The organism is Bacteroidota bacterium (assembly GCA_013360915.1).
Lineage (GTDB): Bacteria > Bacteroidota > JABWAT01 > JABWAT01 > JABWAT01 > JABWAT01.
Genome location: JABWAT010000005.1, coordinates 77,175 through 95,305 on the forward strand (window position 1 = coordinate 77,175; position 18,131 = coordinate 95,305).

Annotated in this window: 14 protein-coding genes and 1 riboswitch; of the genes, 3 read left to right on the plus strand and 11 right to left on the minus strand. The window is 50.1% G+C overall.

Annotation, left to right across the window (positions count from 1 at the left end; all coding sequences use genetic code 11):
• Positions 1-129: 129 nt before the first annotated feature.
• Entirely contained in the window at positions 130-369 is a 240-nt protein-coding gene (locus HUU10_08340) for a hypothetical protein (GenBank protein NUQ81602.1), read from the plus strand.
• Between the two features lie 76 nt (positions 370-445).
• Here the strand turns inward: HUU10_08340 and HUU10_08345 are convergent, their stop codons facing one another.
• From HUU10_08345 to HUU10_08365, 5 genes are all read right to left on the minus strand, one after another.
• A complete protein-coding gene (locus HUU10_08345) occupies positions 446-1,660 on the minus strand; it encodes a homoserine dehydrogenase (GenBank protein ID NUQ81603.1) in 1,215 nt (404 codons plus the stop codon).
• A gap of 21 nt (positions 1,661-1,681) precedes the next feature.
• Complete coding sequence (locus HUU10_08350; protein ID NUQ81604.1) at positions 1,682-2,665, minus strand: alpha/beta fold hydrolase; 984 nt, start codon at positions 2,663-2,665, stop codon at positions 1,682-1,684.
• Entirely contained in the window at positions 2,662-3,987 is a 1,326-nt protein-coding gene (locus HUU10_08355) for an O-acetylhomoserine aminocarboxypropyltransferase/cysteine synthase (protein NUQ81605.1), read from the minus strand. The genes HUU10_08350 and HUU10_08355 overlap by 4 nt, the downstream gene beginning before the upstream one ends.
• A gap of 101 nt (positions 3,988-4,088) precedes the next feature.
• Positions 4,089-4,199: riboswitch (SAM riboswitch) on the minus strand.
• 393 nt (positions 4,200-4,592) lie between these two features.
• Complete coding sequence (locus tag HUU10_08360; protein ID NUQ81606.1) at positions 4,593-7,250, minus strand: T9SS type A sorting domain-containing protein; 2,658 nt, start codon at positions 7,248-7,250, stop codon at positions 4,593-4,595.
• Positions 7,251-8,138: 888 nt separating this feature from the next.
• On the minus strand, positions 8,139-9,209 hold the full coding sequence (locus tag HUU10_08365) for a hypothetical protein (protein ID NUQ81607.1): 1,071 nt from the start codon (positions 9,207-9,209) through the stop codon (positions 8,139-8,141).
• A 493-nt stretch (positions 9,210-9,702) separates the two neighbouring features.
• On the opposite strand from HUU10_08365, the gene HUU10_08370 reads away from it, so the two are divergent.
• Complete coding sequence (locus HUU10_08370) at positions 9,703-11,538, plus strand: DEAD/DEAH box helicase (GenBank protein NUQ81608.1); 1,836 nt, start codon at positions 9,703-9,705, stop codon at positions 11,536-11,538.
• A gap of 29 nt (positions 11,539-11,567) precedes the next feature.
• Here HUU10_08370 and HUU10_08375 read toward each other — a convergent pair whose 3' ends face one another.
• Positions 11,568-12,497 (minus strand): amidohydrolase, encoded by a 930-nt coding sequence (locus HUU10_08375; protein ID NUQ81609.1) that lies wholly within the window; start codon positions 12,495-12,497, stop codon positions 11,568-11,570.
• Positions 12,498-12,627: 130 nt separating this feature from the next.
• Between HUU10_08375 and HUU10_08380 the strand changes: the two genes are divergently transcribed.
• Entirely contained in the window at positions 12,628-13,755 is a 1,128-nt protein-coding gene (locus HUU10_08380; protein NUQ81610.1) for an FAD-binding oxidoreductase, read from the plus strand.
• A gap of 2 nt (positions 13,756-13,757) precedes the next feature.
• Here HUU10_08380 and HUU10_08385 read toward each other — a convergent pair whose 3' ends face one another.
• Genes HUU10_08385 through HUU10_08405 form a run of 5 tightly spaced genes read right to left on the minus strand, consistent with a single transcriptional unit; the run spans position 13,758 to position 18,131 of the window.
• Positions 13,758-15,410 carry an Ig-like domain-containing protein gene (locus HUU10_08385; protein ID NUQ81611.1) on the minus strand — a complete coding sequence of 551 codons (1,653 nt, stop codon included), beginning with the start codon at positions 15,408-15,410 and terminating at the stop codon, positions 13,758-13,760.
• A 4-nt stretch (positions 15,411-15,414) separates the two neighbouring features.
• The gene (locus HUU10_08390) at positions 15,415-16,032 is read right to left on the minus strand and encodes a UbiX family flavin prenyltransferase (GenBank protein ID NUQ81612.1); all 618 of its coding nucleotides are present in this window, start codon (positions 16,030-16,032) and stop codon (positions 15,415-15,417) included.
• Positions 16,029-17,060 (minus strand): endolytic transglycosylase MltG, encoded by a 1,032-nt coding sequence (mltG, locus tag HUU10_08395; GenBank protein NUQ81613.1) that lies wholly within the window; start codon positions 17,058-17,060, stop codon positions 16,029-16,031. Before mltG ends, HUU10_08390 begins: the two co-directional genes overlap by 4 nt.
• Positions 17,057-17,353 carry a chorismate mutase gene (gene pheA, locus HUU10_08400; protein NUQ81614.1) on the minus strand — a complete coding sequence of 99 codons (297 nt, stop codon included), beginning with the start codon at positions 17,351-17,353 and terminating at the stop codon, positions 17,057-17,059. The genes mltG and pheA overlap by 4 nt, the downstream gene beginning before the upstream one ends.
• A complete protein-coding gene (locus HUU10_08405) occupies positions 17,343-18,131 on the minus strand; it encodes a tryptophan synthase subunit alpha (protein NUQ81615.1) in 789 nt (262 codons plus the stop codon). Before HUU10_08405 ends, pheA begins: the two co-directional genes overlap by 11 nt.

Genomic DNA, 18,131 nt, shown 5'->3' on the forward strand with positions numbered 1-18,131 from the left:
GATCATTGAGAAAAAAAATGCCACCTTTTTATTCAATGACCGACTAAATGGTCTGATTTTTGCTATGATTGTACCCGGTTGGGTTTCCAACTATGGTTTCATTAAACACTCAAACTCAGGATACTACCCATGAAAAAATTGACTCTCGTTCTTGCTGCTCTGTCACTCGTTGCAGTTGCTTGCGGTCCTAAAGGTCCTTCACCCGAAGAAGTTGCAAAGCGCATTGCTGATTCTACCCGCGTTGCTGATTCCGTAGCTGCTGTTAAGGCTGCTGAAGAAGCTGCTGCTGCCCGCGCTGCTTTCGTAGCTGATTCTACCCGCGTTGCTGACTCCGTTGCAGCTGCTGCCAAGACCAAGAAGAAGAAATAATTTCTGACCTGGCAGGGATCAGGTTTTCCTGATCCCTTATACAAAAAAGCCCGGCTCTGGCCGGGCTTTTTTGTTTTCAGACAGCAAGAGCAAGCCGTTGGGTAAGATGGGATTCGATAAAGAGCTGGGAAGGCAGTTTAACTGCAAGCGCCAGATCGGTCTGAAGTGACATGAGAACCGACAGAGAAATGGACCGGACCACGTACTGATCGTTTCCGATCGGCCGGAAAACCACCTGTTCCTTCTTAAGCCGGCTGATTACCTGTTTTTCCTTTCCGGAAGCTACCCGAAGATAGACCTGACCGAGCGGCTGTGCATGTCGGATGGTCCAGTCCACCGACTCATCAACGTCGGGTAACCGGTGATCGATGGCTATCAGATCGGCCAGAACAGAACAGGCGGTCGGATGTCCGCCAGCACCCTTTCCAACCAGCAATTGACCGCCGGAATACTCGGTATCCACCAGAATGGCATTAAACTCATCCTGAACACGGATAAACGGATGGGTGTCTTCGATCAGTGTGGGGATCACCAGCGACGACAAGGTATCTCCTTCCCTGCAAATCGTCGCCAGATATTTGATTCTTCCGTAACGGGTGAGAAACCGGTCCGGATCCGAAAATCCCATCAGTGAAAGAACCGGAATTTCACCAGGCACCAGACGGCAGCCAAAGGCATGCCAGGCAATGATGGTCAGCTTCTGCTGAATGTCCCAGCCTTTCAGGTCAAAGGAAGGGTCCGCCTCTAAAAACCCCTTGTCCCGGGCTTCCTGAAGGATGTCATCCACTGACCGGTTGGGTTGCGAAGAAAGGGCGGTGAGAATAAAGTTGGTCGAACCATTCAGGATGCCGGTCACCGAGCGGATCTGATGATGCCGCAGACTGCAATTCAAGGCAGAAAGAATCGGGATGGATCCGCCTACGCTGGCTTCATACAACAACTGAACTCCCTGCTCTGCAGCCAGCTTCCTCAGTTCATTTCCATGGTAGGCAATGAGATATTTATTGGCCGTCACCACCGATTTTTTATGCAGCAGGGCCTGCCGGATAAAATCATAGGCTGGCTGAATGCCCCCGATCACCTCGACGATGACCTCGATTTCCGAATCCCAGATCAGACTATCCAGTGAGGTGGTAAAGGGAATATCCGTTTCCGGATGCCGGTCTGGATGTTTAATGGCCACCGCTTTTACATAAAACTGTTTCCGGTGGACCGTGGTTAATTGCTCATACACATGGCGGCCTACCACTCCGAAGCCAGCCAATCCGATACATTTCCGTTGGTTTTTCATGGTTTTTAAATTTCTATACTTTCAGGTCGTTCCGGTTAACCGCAGATCGGCGGTTCCGTGAAGAAAATCCCGTATGACCGGATTCAGATCATCCGACTCGGTCAGGAACGCATCATGTCCCTTATCCGAATTGATGACAACAAACCGATGAACGGGAAAAAGTGAACAGACCGCCTCCTGATCGGCAAGCGGATACAGCAAATCCTGCTGATTACCTATAATCAGTCCGTCAATTCCATCCAGCACAGAGGTTACCAAATGAGTGTCCATGGCCCTGACGAGCAACTCGTATGAACGGGTCGTAAACCGGTTCACAAATTTGGATCCCTGATAATACAGATAATGCTGAACCGTTTTACCCGGCTGGTCTTTCGAATCAAAATCGGGCGGAGTCCGGTAACTGAGCATGGCAATCTGACGCGCAAGTGCAAGTCCGGCCGACTCATTCACGCTGTTTTTCAAGGCAGACAAACCCAGATGTCCCCAGGATTTGGCCCAGGCCGATTGACGGGCGCCACAAGACAGGATCACCGCCTTTTTCACGGGAATCAGTTTATCGGCACAAAACTGAAGGGCGACCATGCCACCCAGACTTCCGCCAATGACCGCATCAAGCGATGAAATCCCGAGGGAAGAAATCAGTGCGGCCAGAATACGTGACTGGTCGGCGATGGAAAGTCCGATTTCATCCCGTTCATCAGGAACCCAGGAGCCATAGCAACTTCCCGGAAGATTTGGGGCAATGACGGTACATCGGGTCAGATCAATGGCTTCGCCCGAGGTTCCCAGGAATTCTTCCCACCATCCGGGAGTCGGATCTTCCTGGGTGGATTTGGCATGGGAGGAACCGGTCAGTGCATGAATCAGCAGAAAAACCGGACTCCCGCCGGCTGGTTCAATTCCCCATGATTCGAAAACCATGGGAATGTTGGTAACCAGCCGTCCATCGCTGAGGTTTACCGATGGAAGCACAATCTGCTGACGGGATCCGGAACGGAGTTTCATACGCTGACGACCGATTTACCTTTCAGACACAATTGGATGGACTGATCGAAATCGGCGATGATATCATCGATATGTTCAATTCCCACCGACACCCGGATCAGTTCGGGGGAGACCCCGCTGGCCCGTTGCTCGGCTTCAGAGAGCTGCTGGTGGGTGGTGGCCGTCGGATGGATAACCAGGGTTTTCGCATCGCCCACGTTTGCCAGATGGCTGGCCAGCTTCACGTTCGAAATAAAGCCGCGGGCGGCATCGAAACCAGCTTTCAGGCCAAAGGTTAACACACCGCCGTAACCGTTGCGCAGATACTTCTTCGCCAGATGATGCTGCGGATGACTGGCAAGACCCGGATAGTTCACCCAGGCCACATCGGGATGATTTTCGAGCCATTGAGCCAGGGCCAGCGCATTGGAAGCATGACGCTCCGCCCGGAGCGACAGGGTTTCCAGCCCCTGAATCAACTGAAACGCATTAAATGGTGACAGAGCCGGACCAATATCACGCAGTCCTTCCACACGGGCTCTGATAATAAAGGCGATGTTACCGAACGGACCTTTGGGACCAAAGACATCCTGAAACACCAGTCCGTGGTAACCCGGATTCGGTTCGGTGAACAGGGGGAACTTGCCGTTTCCATAATCGAACCGGCCGGAATCGACAATGACACCCCCGATGGAGGTTCCATGCCCGCCGATCCACTTGGTGGCCGAATGAACCACCACATCGGCACCATGGTCGATCGGGCGTACAAAGTAGCCACCGGCACCAAACGTATTATCCACAATCAGCGGAATTCCTTTTGAATGGGCCAGTTTGCTCAGCAGTTCAAAATCGGGAATGTTCAGACGCGGATTCCCGATGGTTTCGACGTAAAGCGCTTTGGTTTTATCATCAATGGCATCGATGATTTCGTTCGGATCGTCTCTATCGACCAGTTTCACCTGAATGCCCAGCCGTGGCAGGGTCACCTTAAACAGGTTGTAAGTCCCGCCATACAGATGCGAGGTCGAGACAATGTTGTCACCGGCTTGTGCCAGATTGATGATGGAAAGAAACTCGGCCGCCTGCCCGGAAGCAGTGGCCAGACCAGCAACCCCGCCTTCAAGGGCGGCAATCCGTTTTTCAAAGACATCCGTGGTCGGATTCATGATACGGGTGTAGATGTTTCCGAATTCGCGCAGACCGAACAGATTGGCTGCATGGTCGGAATCATTAAATACATAGGATGTGGTCTGATAAATGGGCACGGCCCGTGCATTGGTGGCCGGATCGGGTGATTGACCAGCGTGAAGCTGGAGGGTTTCGAAACGATGGGATTGACTCATGGGTGACTCCGTTGTTTTATGGTTTTGTCTTCCGCCCCTCTTCTTCAGAAAGAAGAGGCGGCAACGGATTCCCGGTCGGGAGAGTGATCAGTGCAGCGCTCTCCTTATCTGTCCCCGGCTATATTAACCCGGGCAGGAATTGGCACCGGTTCGGTTTCCCGCCGGTTGTCATGGCTTCATCGGGCCTGTCCCTCAGCCATTCTTGATAAGAAAAGGATCTTGTGAAAGAACTGGCTCAAAGATAAGCCGAAGAATATTCGCCTGTCAAGGCACTATTCTCACCTTTGACGGACTTTTAGGAGACATTGGCTTGTTTATTCCGTATCTTATACTGAATAAATAAGAAATAGCCAACTAACTACCTGCAAGCGGGCAGGTCATAAGATTTTTTTCACCCAAAAGCCGTGTTTCACAAAATCTTACAGATTCATTGGTTTAACTAACAATCAGAAAAGTCTGAGAATTAAAAAAGGACAGAAGAGAAAGCCTGATCAACTTCCCTTGTGTCCTTTCTCACCACCCGATATGGGCTCCGGAGCATGATCTGCCCGAAGGAAAACAGCCGGTTGCAGGCACCGGCTGTTCTGTAGTTGGAAATCTGTCCTTTACTTCAGTAGCTGAAGTTTCCCGGTTTTGACCTCACCCGCTGTTTCCAGCCGGTAGAAGTACGTCCCAGAGGACAGGTTGCTGCCATTGAAGGGGAAGGAGTGACGACCAGCTCCCAGTTCTCCACTGACCAGTTCACTTACCTGCTGACCCAGCAGATTGTAAACAGCCAGGCGGACGGTTTGCGGTGCCTTCAGACTGATCTCGAAGGTGGTCACCGGATTGAACGGATTCGGGTAGAGTCGGATGCCCTCTTTCAATTCATCCAACTGCGTTACCGGGTTCTCTTCCGGAGAGTCCTTCTGCAACCCCTCCTCCCAAACCGAATAGACTTCGAATCCCCAAATGGAAACTGCCGGATCGGCGAGCCGGAAACGAAGCAGATCGCCGGTTTGCAGATCGGTAAAACTGGCCACACCCAACACCTTCCACGAAGCAGCCGCATACGCGGCGATGGAGGCTCCATCCCGGATTACATCCACCGACAGGGGAACAGCCAGACTATCGGGCTGGCGAACCAACACCCCGTTTACCGAGGGCTCTCTCACTTCGATCACTGCCAGATTCTCACCCGTTTCCAGTGAATCGACCGATTCAACCCGACTACCGGAAAAATCCAGAATCGCCCCGCCGCTCACACCCGATTTAAGCGTGTAATACCGGTAAGCACGCACATCAACTGAAAAATCACCCGCTTTCGTAAGAGACCCGCTGCCCGAATAATACTGAATTGTGGCAGGGGTGGTCGTACTGCGGACCACCATGGCTTTCCGGATGCCGGCTGGCACCTGTGCACTTACCCAGGAACCGGCGGAAGTGGGAGCAATGGTTGTTATCGATGACCCACCATCGGCCTTCACCCGGGTGCTGGTTCCCGAATTGGTCATGTGAACCTGATAGACCGGTGAACCAAATGAAGCGGTGTTCTGAACCATAATGGCCGGTGAAACCGTATTTGTGTACACTTTCGCAACCGTTGGCAGGCTGTTGCCTGAATAGGTGGGTTTTGTATAAATGTTGGTATTATAGCTGGTAGTGGGATAGTTCACCTGGGCAGTAGCAACCAAAGCGAAACTGGCACTGGTTTCGTTGGAAGCACCAGACAGGGACAGATAGGTGTAATCATTGGGGGCGGTTGCCAGGACCCGTTTTGTGGTCGTTAAGTAGTCATATTCCACAATCCGGTGCCCTGCTGCATAGCCGGTGCCCAGATAGTACAGTGCCAGACGGGCTGGTTGACTATAGGCGGCCGGATAGGAAATGAGTACCGGGTATTTGTCATTAACTGACGAAGAAATGACCAAACTCATATCCCACATTTGCCCGCCAGTTACATAAGGTTGACCCGCTGCAATCTCAGGTAAACTTACACCATTTCCATCTAACCAAAGTTGACCCGTCAATATACCGCTGTTTGTTCCCTCAAAGGCCCAGGTAAGAATGACATCATCTCCTTCCCTTGAAAGCCACACCACCGGCCGGGCGTCTGACCTCGCGTCTTCTCCCACCAATTGGGTCAGTGAGAGATGATTGGACGCATTCCTGACTGATGGTTGGTTGGTCCACTCCCATCCCCAATAGTCGGACCCACCCTGGTTGGTTAGCGATTGCAGGTGAACATCATAGACCCCACCGGCCGTATCAACCCACGCTGCAACTGCAATGGGTTTGTTGTAATAATAAATCGTATTACTGAGCGACGGATTTTTTCCCCCTATGCTGGTACTCAGTTGTTTTTCCTGTGACCAATTTGCGCCATTGTCACCGGTTGAGGCAATCCAGCATTTACCCATGGATTCGTAAACCATGAGATTATTCGTATAAACGCCCATATTGGTTAACCGGTATTGGTTTTTTGAATCGGTGTTTTGCGGGACGCCTGTTCGCAGGTGACCTTTGTAGTTGGCGGTGACAACTGCATTGGCAGCATCAAAACGGACAGGAGTTTCCAAGCTTGTCCTATTGTAGAAATAACTGCCAGTTCCATCCCAATTGGAAAAGTAACCTTCCAATCCATTTGATGAAATCAAATCATTCGTTTTTACTTTATAATGTGCAAACCCAGGGTTTGACTCAAAATATGAAACACCCTTAAACAAGCCACCATATTCAGTATCAATTCCTGTTCCCGGGGTAAAGGGTCTCAGATAGGAATCCCAGTTCCACGGGCGGATTCCGTTTACCACCTTCCATGGGTCCTTAAATTGAATTCCCATATCCGTTTGTAAAACACCATCAATGGCAACAAACATGGTCTGTGAATAAATTGGATGATGTTTGGCATGTATATTTGAAACCACTGGTGTTGTAGCATTTGTTTCCAATTCAAAGAATCTTTGAAAATCAGCAAATGCCCCATCCCAATTCTGGTGATCAGAAAGGACGCCGGAAACAATACCCTTAGGGACATTGGTGGCTATTTTGATCGTCTTATCAATCGGCACAATATATTTCTGCCCAGAAATATCACTACCTGTTAAAATACCATTTTGAGAAATATTGAATGTTGAACCGGCAATATGTGTTTCCACTGTTCCATTCACCAGATCATTAAATGGCCGGATATTTTTTACCGGACTGTTATGAATAATCAGGTTTTGAGTGGCTGTGCCCTTAATAAATGAGAAGGTAAGTTGTTCTGTAGTATCTGACCCCATTGTAATTTTATCAAAAGCAGCGGTATCACTAGAAGCAGACCGGATTAAAACGTTACTTGCCTCTATTTGAATCGGACTGTTTTCTTTAAAATATCTTGTAAATGATGATTGTGTATATGGAAAATACTGTGAATTCAACTTAAATGCGTTTATATCCGTTGTGAAGAAATTGTAGGTTGTTTTTTTAATATCTACGACCAGCTTATAGGTAATATAGTACTCAATAGAAATGTTCACAGGTGATAAGTTGATCCCATTACTTGCATTACTTTCATCAATATTCATAATACCCATCACTATTTCCGGATTGGAAATCCCCTCAAACAGATTTAGTATTCCCGACGGAATCGAACTCCTTTCAAGAATCAATTCATTTGTTGAAGAAACAGTGGCTAATGTACTAAAGGAGGCAATTTCATTATACCACGCCTTGTAGTCCCCAAGTGAATTGGAATTATTGCTTATTTTTACTAATGCCTTTTTACTTGACGTAACATTACTTAACTTTATTTTTATCCGAAGTATTTCAATACTTGTACTTGTTGAAGTGCCTGAAAACACAAACAATGCGGTATGAAGCCTACGGGTGTACTCATATGGATCTTTTCCAACAAATCCTTGCCAATTAGGTTGGCCTTCAATTAAATAGGTGGTATCTTTCTTTGAAATGGTGTGAAATTCGTTCGAGAGGTTAATTGTTCGGAGCGTTTGCCCATACCCCACACCTTGTATTAGCAGGAAAAGAGTGAGGATGAATTTGCCGGTTTTCATAATTGTCTCCTGAAAGTTATGCACCGGAAAATATTCCGTGATCAGGTTACTGGATTTGCACTCGGGTATCCTGTTTCAAACACGGTGGGGGTGGTGTCCGGTACACCACCCCGGTTTTTAAAATCTTTTTGCCATATACACTCTTGGTGGAATCAGATTGCTGTTGTTTCCGCACCCCCCAATCAAATTCCCCCTAACGGTAAACGCCTCCTGCCCTTCACCGTTGACAGTAAAGGTTTTCCATGTTTTACCGTTAAAGTGAGCAAAACTTTGGGTATTCCAATCACCGAGATAGAGATCATTCGGGGCATTGCCTCTCACCCAATAGAAATAATACCCCGACTCCACATGATTTAGAATTGTTGAATAGGTTAGAGGAGCCGTACTATTAACTTCTAATGTGAATCCCTGAATTAATAGATACAAGGGGGATTTTATTGATGGCTTGTAAACAGAAATATATCCAAACGGAAACCTGCTTTCTCCCTTTGGATTATTGTCAACCATCCTAAAATTATTATTTCTATACTCGCCAAATGCAAATGCAGTTGAAGATTTATCATCACTGGTAATCCAAACAGACTCCTCATCTCCCCATATATCAACAAAATCATTGGTCACACCGGTCGGAATGGATCTGAAACTTACTCCATCATAGTGGGTAAATGCACCACCATAACCTGTAAAATATATATCCGTTTCCGAACGTGCCCAACAGTAATTCACAGGAGATTTTGCATTTTTATATGAATCCTTTCCGTTTTTTCTAAAAACACATTCTGCTCCAATAGAAAGAAACAGTAAGGAACTCTCCCCAATTTTCCTGATTTGTTTAATTGGAGACTGCTGAAAATCTTTGCTCTGATCATTTATTTGGAAATTTACCTTTTCAAAGGTCCACTTAACACCATTCCACACCGCCAGATTATACCGCTCACTTATTGAGAGATCATTTGGATTCGGATATACAAAAAATTCACCCCCGACATAGGCCTCCGTTTCACTGACGATCTCTATACTGATTGCAGTTGAGAATATTCCACCCAGCGTATCCACCCGCCAGATAAAATGATGGCTCGTCGTATCCGGTCCCGGGTCGGGTTTGGGTTCTGTGGGATGCTCGCAGGAAAAAAGGTAAAGTAATAACAGAGCTGCTGGTATCTTCATTAATCGGGTATTTGGGATCATGGGTTTCCTTTGACGCCTTAAAGATGTTACAATCAAAAAAAAAAAAAGCAACTTCAATTAAGGGAAATTCAGAGGACAAGGGGGTGTTTTTGTGAGAAATGTCACAAAAAGTAAGGAAATCAAGGCATTTCAACGCAATGACGCAAAGAATTCGCAAAAGACGCTGAGATTTCTGTATTGAAAACATTAAAACCTTGCGTCCTCTTGTATTTAACCTTTGCGCTTTCTGCGTTAAAACGCATTTAAACGCAAAGGACGCGGTTATAGTCGGGTTCCTGCTACCAAACCGGCCGGCACCACACTCGTGGGTGTTTCCCTTCCCCAGCCATTTTCATAACCCTCATTAGGAAAGCAGGACCTGATCACCTATCTTTGCACCCTTCACAGGCTACGAATTCTTTTTCCTCTTGATTTCACACCGGTTTCCCGGTTTTTTGGTTGGGGCAGGAATAACGGGTTCCGGCCTACACTTTAAACCAATGGGAAACATCGCATGTCTTCTTTTCAAGCCTTTGGCCTTGATCAGGCCGTTTTACAGGCCATCACCGAAATGGGGTTTCAAACCCCGACACCTATTCAGGAAACCGTTATTCCGCGTCTGCTTGCCGGCAGCGAGGATATCATCGGTCTGGCTCAGACCGGAACCGGTAAAACCGCAGCCTTCGGTCTGCCAATCATTCATCATCTCGATGCAAAGAGCCGGCATCCGCAGGCCCTGATCTTAAGTCCGACCCGTGAGTTGGCTCTGCAGATCACCCGCGATCTGGAAAACTTTTCGAAATACTCCACCGGTGTCTCCGTTCTGGCCGTTTACGGCGGGGCCTCCATGGAAAAACAAGCCCGTGCCATTCACAGCGGCGTCAACGTGCTGGTTGCCACCCCGGGCCGTTTGGTCGACTTTATCAACCGTGGCATCATCAAACTCGGTTCTTTGCGGATTCTGGTTCTCGACGAAGCAGATGAAATGCTCAACATGGGCTTCAAGGAAGAACTCGATGCCATTCTGTCGGCTATTCCTGCCGGTCGGCAAACCCTTCTTTTCTCGGCAACCATGCCTCCCGATGTGGCCCGGATCGCCAAAAATTATATGAAAGAACCGGTGACGGTTTCTGCCGGCAAAGTCAATACAGGCAATGCAGCCATTGAGCACCTGAGCCATCTTACCCACGAAAAAGACCGCTATGAAGTTCTGAAACGGATCTGTGATGCCAATCCCGATATCTACGGAATCGTTTTCTGCCGCACCAAGGTTGAAACCCAGGCCATTGCCGATAAACTGATGCGGGATAAATACCCGGCCGAATCACTTCATGGCGATTTATCACAGGTTCAGCGGGACTATGTGATGGGCAAATTCCGTGACCGTCACATCCGTATTCTGGTGGCGACCGACGTGGCCGCCCGTGGTCTCGATGTTCACAGCCTCACTCACGTGATTCACTACAACCTGCCAGACGATCTGGAAGTGTACACTCACCGTGCCGGCCGTACCGGTCGTGCGGGAAAAACCGGTATTTCGGTTTCGATCGTGAATTTCCGCGAAAAGGGCAAACTGAAATTCCTCGAGCGGTCTCTGAAAATTCAGATTCCGATGAAACCCATTCCCACCGGCTATGATATCTGTCTGAATCAGCTCCACTCGGTGATTGATAAAATTCATCAGGCTGAAATCCGTGAAGATCAGATTTCACGGTTTATGCCCGAACTGGAAGATAAACTGATGCATCTGGACCGCGAAACCCTTCTGAAAAAGGTCCTCTCGCTGGAATTCAACCGGTTTAACGATTACTACGCTTCCATGCCCGATCTGAATGTTCACGACTCTCAGGATCGTCGTCCTGCCGCAGGACCCGGTGGATTCGGAAAAGACCGTTACCGCGAAGGCGAACGGTCAGGAAGCCGGGATGGATTCCGTGAGGGATCAAGGGACCGTCACCGGGAAGGTTCCCGCGACCGGGTCCGGGAAGGTGAACACAGCCGTCCGCGTGAAGGAGACCGTGAGCGCCGTAAACCTGCAGGAGATGTGGAATTCACCCGCTTTTTCATCAACATCGGAAAAGTGGACGGACTCGACCCCCGTACGCTGATGGGAATCATCAGCGAGGCCACCCGCAAACGGAATATTGAAATCGGAAAGATTGATCTGGGAAAAACCCATACCTTTTTCGAAGCCGATGCCGCGTTCAGGGACCGGATTCTGACCAGTTTCCAGGGAGCCGATTTTCAGGGAAGACCTGTTACGGTTGAAGAAGCCCAGGATAAGAAACCAGCGCCTCCCCGCAGTGGTGGTGGCGGAGACCGTCCGTTTAAAAAACGCCGGTTTAACTGAGTAAAATAAGAGTGATGGCTGTTACCAGTTTAAGGGGTAACAGCCATTTCTTCCTTCACCGGCAGGCCCAGCAGCCAACGTGCATTGTTGCACATGACATCATGAATTTCCTCACGGGTAAATCCGGCCGCTGCCATGGCCTTTAACTGGCTTTCCAGCACATCCTTCCGGTATCCACGCGGAAACGTTCCGCTGTCGGTACCAAAAAACATCCGCTTCGCCCCGAACACATGCCGCGTTTTTCTGAATATCTGAGCAAGATCCATATCGGTTGACTGATACTCGATCCACCGGTTTGAACTGCTGGTGTCCACACAGATATTGGGTGAATTGGCTCCCAGCATCAGCGTTTCCCTGAAAAATCCGTTTCCGAAATGAGGGACGATAAACGGTATGCCCGGGTACCGGTCGGCCACTTCGATCAGGTTAATCGGATTCGAGAACTGCCCGCCATACGTCCTTGGCAATCCCGCCAAATCACGCAGTCTGATTTTCAGAATACCGAAGTGAATCGTCACCACAAATCCCAACCGCTCAATGTCATTGAATACTGCATCCAGCGCAGGATCCTGAGGCAGGTAACGGTGCAGAACCGGAAACAAAACCAACCCCTTAAAACCCATGCTGTGTAATTTATCGAGGGATTCCGAGGCATTTTCCACCAGCGGATTGAACATGGCGAATCCGGAAAACCGATTGTTATCGGGAAGCAACCGGGCCAGAGTGGGAATTTCATCGGCCGAACTGGCAAACAGCACCATGTGATCGACCAGGTGGGTATCCATCTGCTGCATAATCAGATTCAAATGGTCCTGGGGGTTTTCGGGTGGCAACTCAATTCCATCTTCTGACATCCGGCGGATGAAATAGGCCCGGTTATCAGACAACGGACTTTGCCGGAGCAGTCCTTCAAAGTAGTCCCGGCTGAAAAAATGTGAGTGGAAATCAACGATTTTCATGGTGACCTCTCCTGTTTCCTGTCGATGGTGAATTTACACAATTTCCGACCATCCCGTCTGTATTTCCGGGCACTTTTAATTAAAATTTCATCTGGTTGATTCATGATGGTTTCCCCTTTACCTTTTCAAGATGAAAACACCTTTTTCCTACTGGGAAGATCAATTTTTTGCACGCTCCTGGGATGTGATCATCATTGGCGCCGGTCTCATCGGGATGCAGTCTGCCCGGTTTCTCCTGCGTAACCACCCTTCACTGAAAGTGCTCATCCTCGAACGGGGATACCTGCCGCATGGCGCCAGCACCCGGAATGCCGGTTTTGCCTGTTTCGGAAGTCTTTCCGAACTGATCGCCCATGAAGAAAAGGAAGGAACCGGACCCATGATGGATCTGGTCAGGAAGCGGTATAACGGATTGAAACTTCTGCGCCAAACCGTACCCGATGACCTCATGAATTATGAAGAGCTGGGTGGTTATGAACTGTTCACTTCCGCCGATTCGGAAGCATGGTCAGACTGCCAGAAACAGCTTACGCGGTATAATGACCTGATGAAGCCACTCACCGGACTTCCCGCCACCTACCGGCTGGTAACAGAGCAAGCATCCTCATTCGGATTCAATGGTGTTACCGGACTGATTCAGAACCAGGCCGAGGGACAACTGGATACCGGAAAACTGATGCACTTTCTGTGGATGGAAACCACCCGGTCCGGGGCCATGATTCTGGGTGGTGCACCGGTTCAATCAGTCCAATCTGGTGTGGTCACTCTGTCGGATGGGGGCCGGTTTTATGCAGGAACCATTCTGGTCACCACCAATGCCTTCACCAGACAGCTACTTCCCAGCCTTGATGTGGTTCCGGGACGCGGACAGGTCCTGGTCACCGATCCCATTCCCGGCCTGAAGGTCCGCGGAGCCTTTCATTATGAGGATGGATATTACTATTTCAGGGATGTGGGGGGCCGGCTGCTCCTGGGCGGCGGCAGAAATCTGGATTTCAAAGCAGAAGAAACCACCGACTTTGCGCTGACCGATCTGGTTCAGAACCGGTTAAAACACCTGCTGAAATCGGTCATCCTTCCAGGGAAGGAAGTGACCATCGGGTATCAATGGTCAGGCATCATGGCATTTGGTGCCGAAAAAGCACCCATTATTGCGGAAGTGGACCGGAATGTGTGGGTGGCCGTCAGGATGTCGGGAATGGGCGTGGCCATCGGCACTGGTGTTGCCAAAGAGGTGACTGACCTGATGAAGGTCTGAAATTACCGCCGGTCCAGACGGATATCTTCCACCATCCAACGCGCGCGGACCCGAACGGTATCTGAATAAAAATACCTGAATTCGGCCGGCTTCCATGGCAGAGGTTCGCCGGAATCCCACAACCGATTCTGATTCTGATCATCAAACCCTGACAGAACATATCTGCCGCCCGGCAATCCGTTCACCTGAAAAGAGCCGGTCGTGAGTGCAATTTTCCTGACTGGTTTTCCGGTCTGTGCATCGATGACCACCAGCATTCCTTTCCCTTCACCCGGGACCACACCTTTCAAACCGCCCGTTTCTTCCGGATCCACCGTCCGGAATCCGAATTCAACCGTATCGGCCGCTGTTTTCAGCCATCCGGTGATCTGAAATCCCTGAGGCCAAACCGGTGAAGGATGAATCATGAGCTGGTGCGGATGAATCTGGCGAATGGATGATTTTAACAACCGGGGGGACGGTCGCTGGGATTTTGACGGATACCCGGTGACCCGGAGAGAATCCACGTTGGCAACCGGGCGGCGGAAAGTCAGAATCACCGGTTCCTGCGATCCGACCCAGGCCAGGGTATCGGCAGGGAAAACGGAGAACAAGCTTTTGGGAGGAGCCGGTACCGAAGCGATGGAAAACTGAAAGGTATCACCAGCCGACCGGTTCAACCGTTCATCGGACATTCCCCGCTGAACCAGGGTGTAGGAGGTTTCCCTCAGGCTATCCGTAATCAGCAAAAACTGATCCTGTCTTCCCGGCATGATCAGCCAGGAATGGACCCGGAAGGACCGTTTCTCTTCATCCATCAGCGAAAACCGGATGGAATCAGGATCGGAATCGGCGGATTCATTCATGGTCACTTTCAGCATTACCGGCGATTCGGGAACCACGCCCTGCATGACCGGTGAAAACTGATCGACCACCTGAACATAAAACGAGTAAGTGGTATCAGGCGATGGCACGGCGCGGATAACCGGAGACCTTCCGACACCGATACCCTCGGTTTTGGCATCCCACCGGTCGTTCCTGAACTGGTCGGTAATGACAAAGAGCCGATACTCTCCCTCTTTCAGGTAGGTAAGTTCAAACCGGCCATCAGCACCCGTCTGAGTCACATAATCGGCCGTATCAGCCGAGGGATCGGGTTCCGGTTTAATCAGCCGGTTATAGGCAAGAACCAACGCACCGCTGACGGGTTTTTCATTGGCCGCCGACCAGGCCTGTCCCCTGATTCGTGAGGAATCAATGGTTTCGCCCGTGGAAAAGGCCAGTTGTACCGATTGGGCCATGGGGTTGCCTGCACGATAATCTTTTGCCCCGGTTCCAAGGGTAACCACATAGGTGACCCCATCTCTGAGGGGCTTTTTAAACCGCAGATCCATGTCGCGGCCACTCCAGGTCAATTCAAAATCCTGACCCACAGAGGGTGAAATAAACAGCGCATTCCGTACGGAGTTTTTATCCATGTATTCGGAAAAACGGAAACCGATGCGGTCCGAGGTGAAACGGGTGGTTCCCGACAAAATGGTGGTGGCTTCGATGGTTGGCGCTTCGGTATCCACCGGCCCGCCGCCGGGGTATTGCTGGTTGGCGCACGAGGCCAGTCCGGCCAGGGAAGACAGACCAAACAGGAGAGGAAGGAAGGACCGGAACGTGACTTTCATGACTTCAGTTTCCTTTCCATCCGGGGTATAACGACTGTTCCTCACCCAGCAGAGACAGCACCCTGCCCGCAATAAAATCGGCCAGATCATCAATGGTTTTGGGTTGCTGATAAAAGGCCGGCATGGCCGGGAGAACGATTCCGCCCGCTTCGGTCAGGGCCGTCATGGCCTTCAGATGAATGAGATTCAGAGGTGTTTCCCTCGGAACTACGATCAGGCGCCGGCGTTCTTTCAAGGTCACATCGGCAGCGCGTTCAATCAGATTGGATGAAAAACCGTTGGCAATTCCGGCCAGGGTTTTCATGGAGCAAGGGATCACAACCATGCCCCTGATGGTAAAAGAGCCACTGGCAATGGCAGCCGCCTGATTTTTCACTGCATATTCGGTGATTTGACCCAGATGGTCCGGAATGGCATATAACTGTCTGATCTGCTCACCCATGGGTTGCCTGAAATCGAAACTGGTTCCCATCTCCTCATTGATCACCACCCGTGCATAATCAGACAGAACCAGATGCACATGAAAATCCTTCATCAGCAACGCCCGGATCATCCGCATGGCATAAATGGATCCCGAGGCCCCGGTCACCGCCACGATTACCGAATCACGATCCTTGTTCACTGTTTTTTCCTCAGTTCTTTCCGGCGGGGAGCCATGATTTTATCATAACGGTCCTTGGCAACTGCGTGCTCCGACAAGGTTCTGGTAAAGACATGACCCCCATGACCATCGGCCACCATAAAAATGAAATCATGACGGTCCGGATTCAGTGCAGCCACGATGGCATCGCGACCCGGGTTATTTACCGGTCCTGGTGGCAACCCCCTGTACTTGTATGTGTTGTATGGAGAATCCACTTCCAGATCCTTGTAGAGAACCCGTCTGGGACCATTCTTAATCAGATACTGGATGGTTGGATCGGCCTGCAGCTGCATGTTTCTTTTAATCCGGTTCCAGTACAATCCCGAAATAATGGTTCGCTCGTGAGGAAGACGGGCTTCCCCTTCCACAATGCTTGCCATGGTCAGGGCCTGATGCCGGGTGATTTTCATCCGGGTCAGGGCCTCGGTTAACGTTGAATCTTCCCAAACCTTCAGTGCAGCTTCAACCAGTGAAGTAAAAACCTCTGAGGCAGAAACACCCAACTGATACTCATGGGTTTCGGGGAGCAGATATCCTTCGAAAGTAGGAGCCGGAATTCCGTAGCGTTTCAGAAGGTCCCTGTCAGAAAACAGTTGCATGAATTCAAGGGAATCAATGCCCAGGCGTTTTTTCAGCAATCCGGCCATCCGTCGGGCAGTCAGACCCTCCGGAATGGTGACCTGACGGGTGATTACTTCTCCTTCAGCAAACCGGTTTAACAGATCCAGCACCGTCAGGTTGTCTGGAATGGTGTAAAAACCGGCCCTGATATCTTCGGTTCGGCCGGTCAGCCGGGCAGCAATGACAAATGCCTGGGCGTGACGAATGTATCCCTGGCGGTACAGGTCACGGGCGACCTGCCGCAAGGTCATCCCCTTTTCTATCCTGAAATACGCTTCTTCCGGCGTGGATTTTCCGGTCATGTTTACCGGACCGGTAAGCAAGAAGAAACCGGTGATTCCCAGAACAAGACCTGCTCCCGCTACCCACAACAAGGGTCGGATCATGAACGGTCTTCCTTTGCTTTTTCGACGTGCTCACGTTCGAGGCGTCTGGTTTCATCAATGATCCGTTCAAACAGCCGCCGGATGGCATCTTCAGGCAAGGGTCCCGGATTGTGACCGGTTACATTCTTCATTACCTCGGTTTCGCGCTGCGGATTGTAAACAGGCAGCTTCAGGCGTTTTTTCACTTCGCCAATCTGGTTGGCTAACTGCGCCCGTTCGTTCAGAATCCTGACCAGTTGCCGGTCCAATTCGTCAATCTGCTGACGCAGAGCATCCATTTCATCAGAACTCATTGGCAACACCGGCTAAGGGAGCAAACCAGTTCAATCCGCGCTGAGCTGCTTTTTCTGCCGTAGTCTCAGCACCCAGTTCTTTAATCAGGGCACTTCCAATCACGGCGCCTTTGGCCTCACTCAGCACGGCTCTGACATCCTGTGCCGACCGGATTCCGAATCCGACCACAAATGGTTTTGGGTGGTGTTGCCGTACCTGATTCAGAGTCGTCTTCATGAACCCGGCATCGAGTACCTGATTACCGGTCACTCCGTTCATACTCACGCAATAGGAAAACAAATGACTGGCCTCCGATATTTTTGAAATCCGTTCGGGGCGTGTGGTGGGAGCCACCAGAAAAATCATGGCCAATCCGAATTCATCGGCCAGTTTAAGAAACGGTTCTGCCTCATCCTGGGGAATATCTGGAATAATCAGTCCCTGAACGTTGGCAGCCGCCGCTTTTTCGAAAAACAATCGTGTTCCCATCCGCAGAATCGGATTCACATATCCCATCAGGACCACGGCGATTTTAGTGTTTTCATACGTCCATCGGGCCAGTTCCAGCACACGATCCAGGTTCACGCCATTGGCCAGTGCAACCATGGAACTTTGCTGAATCGTGGGTCCATCGGCCAGCGGATCGGAAAACGGAATTCCCAATTCGATGATGCGGACCCCCTGACGTTCCAGGCCGGCGATCAGTAATTCGGTTGTTCCCTTTACCGGGTAGTCTGGTGTGATGTAGGGAATGACCACTTTTTCAGCAGTCGAAAAATTAGAGGTAAGTCGTTTCAT

Excerpts from the sequence above, each read along its gene's own strand:
- HUU10_08340 (NUQ81602.1), top strand. The coding sequence starts at position 130 with ATGAAAAAATTGACTCTCGTTCTTGCTGCTCTGTCACTCGTTGCAGTT.
- HUU10_08345 (NUQ81603.1), bottom strand. The coding sequence starts at position 1,660 with ATGAAAAACCAACGGAAATGTATCGGATTGGCTGGCTTCGGAGTGGTA.
- HUU10_08350 (NUQ81604.1), bottom strand. The coding sequence starts at position 2,665 with ATGAAACTCCGTTCCGGATCCCGTCAGCAGATTGTGCTTCCATCGGTA.
- HUU10_08355 (NUQ81605.1), bottom strand. The coding sequence starts at position 3,987 with ATGAGTCAATCCCATCGTTTCGAAACCCTCCAGCTTCACGCTGGTCAA.
- HUU10_08360 (NUQ81606.1), bottom strand. The coding sequence starts at position 7,250 with ATGGGGTCAGATACTACAGAACAACTTACCTTCTCATTTATTAAGGGC.
- HUU10_08365 (NUQ81607.1), bottom strand. The coding sequence starts at position 9,209 with ATGATCCCAAATACCCGATTAATGAAGATACCAGCAGCTCTGTTATTA.
- HUU10_08370 (NUQ81608.1), top strand. The coding sequence starts at position 9,703 with ATGTCTTCTTTTCAAGCCTTTGGCCTTGATCAGGCCGTTTTACAGGCC.
- HUU10_08375 (NUQ81609.1), bottom strand. The coding sequence starts at position 12,497 with ATGAAAATCGTTGATTTCCACTCACATTTTTTCAGCCGGGACTACTTT.
- HUU10_08380 (NUQ81610.1), top strand. The coding sequence starts at position 12,628 with ATGAAAACACCTTTTTCCTACTGGGAAGATCAATTTTTTGCACGCTCC.
- HUU10_08385 (NUQ81611.1), bottom strand. The coding sequence starts at position 15,410 with ATGAAAGTCACGTTCCGGTCCTTCCTTCCTCTCCTGTTTGGTCTGTCT.
- mltG (NUQ81613.1), bottom strand. The coding sequence starts at position 17,060 with ATGATCCGACCCTTGTTGTGGGTAGCGGGAGCAGGTCTTGTTCTGGGA.
- pheA (NUQ81614.1), bottom strand. The coding sequence starts at position 17,353 with ATGAGTTCTGATGAAATGGATGCTCTGCGTCAGCAGATTGACGAATTG.
- HUU10_08405 (NUQ81615.1), bottom strand. The coding sequence starts at position 18,131 with ATGAAACGACTTACCTCTAATTTTTCGACTGCTGAAAAAGTGGTCATT.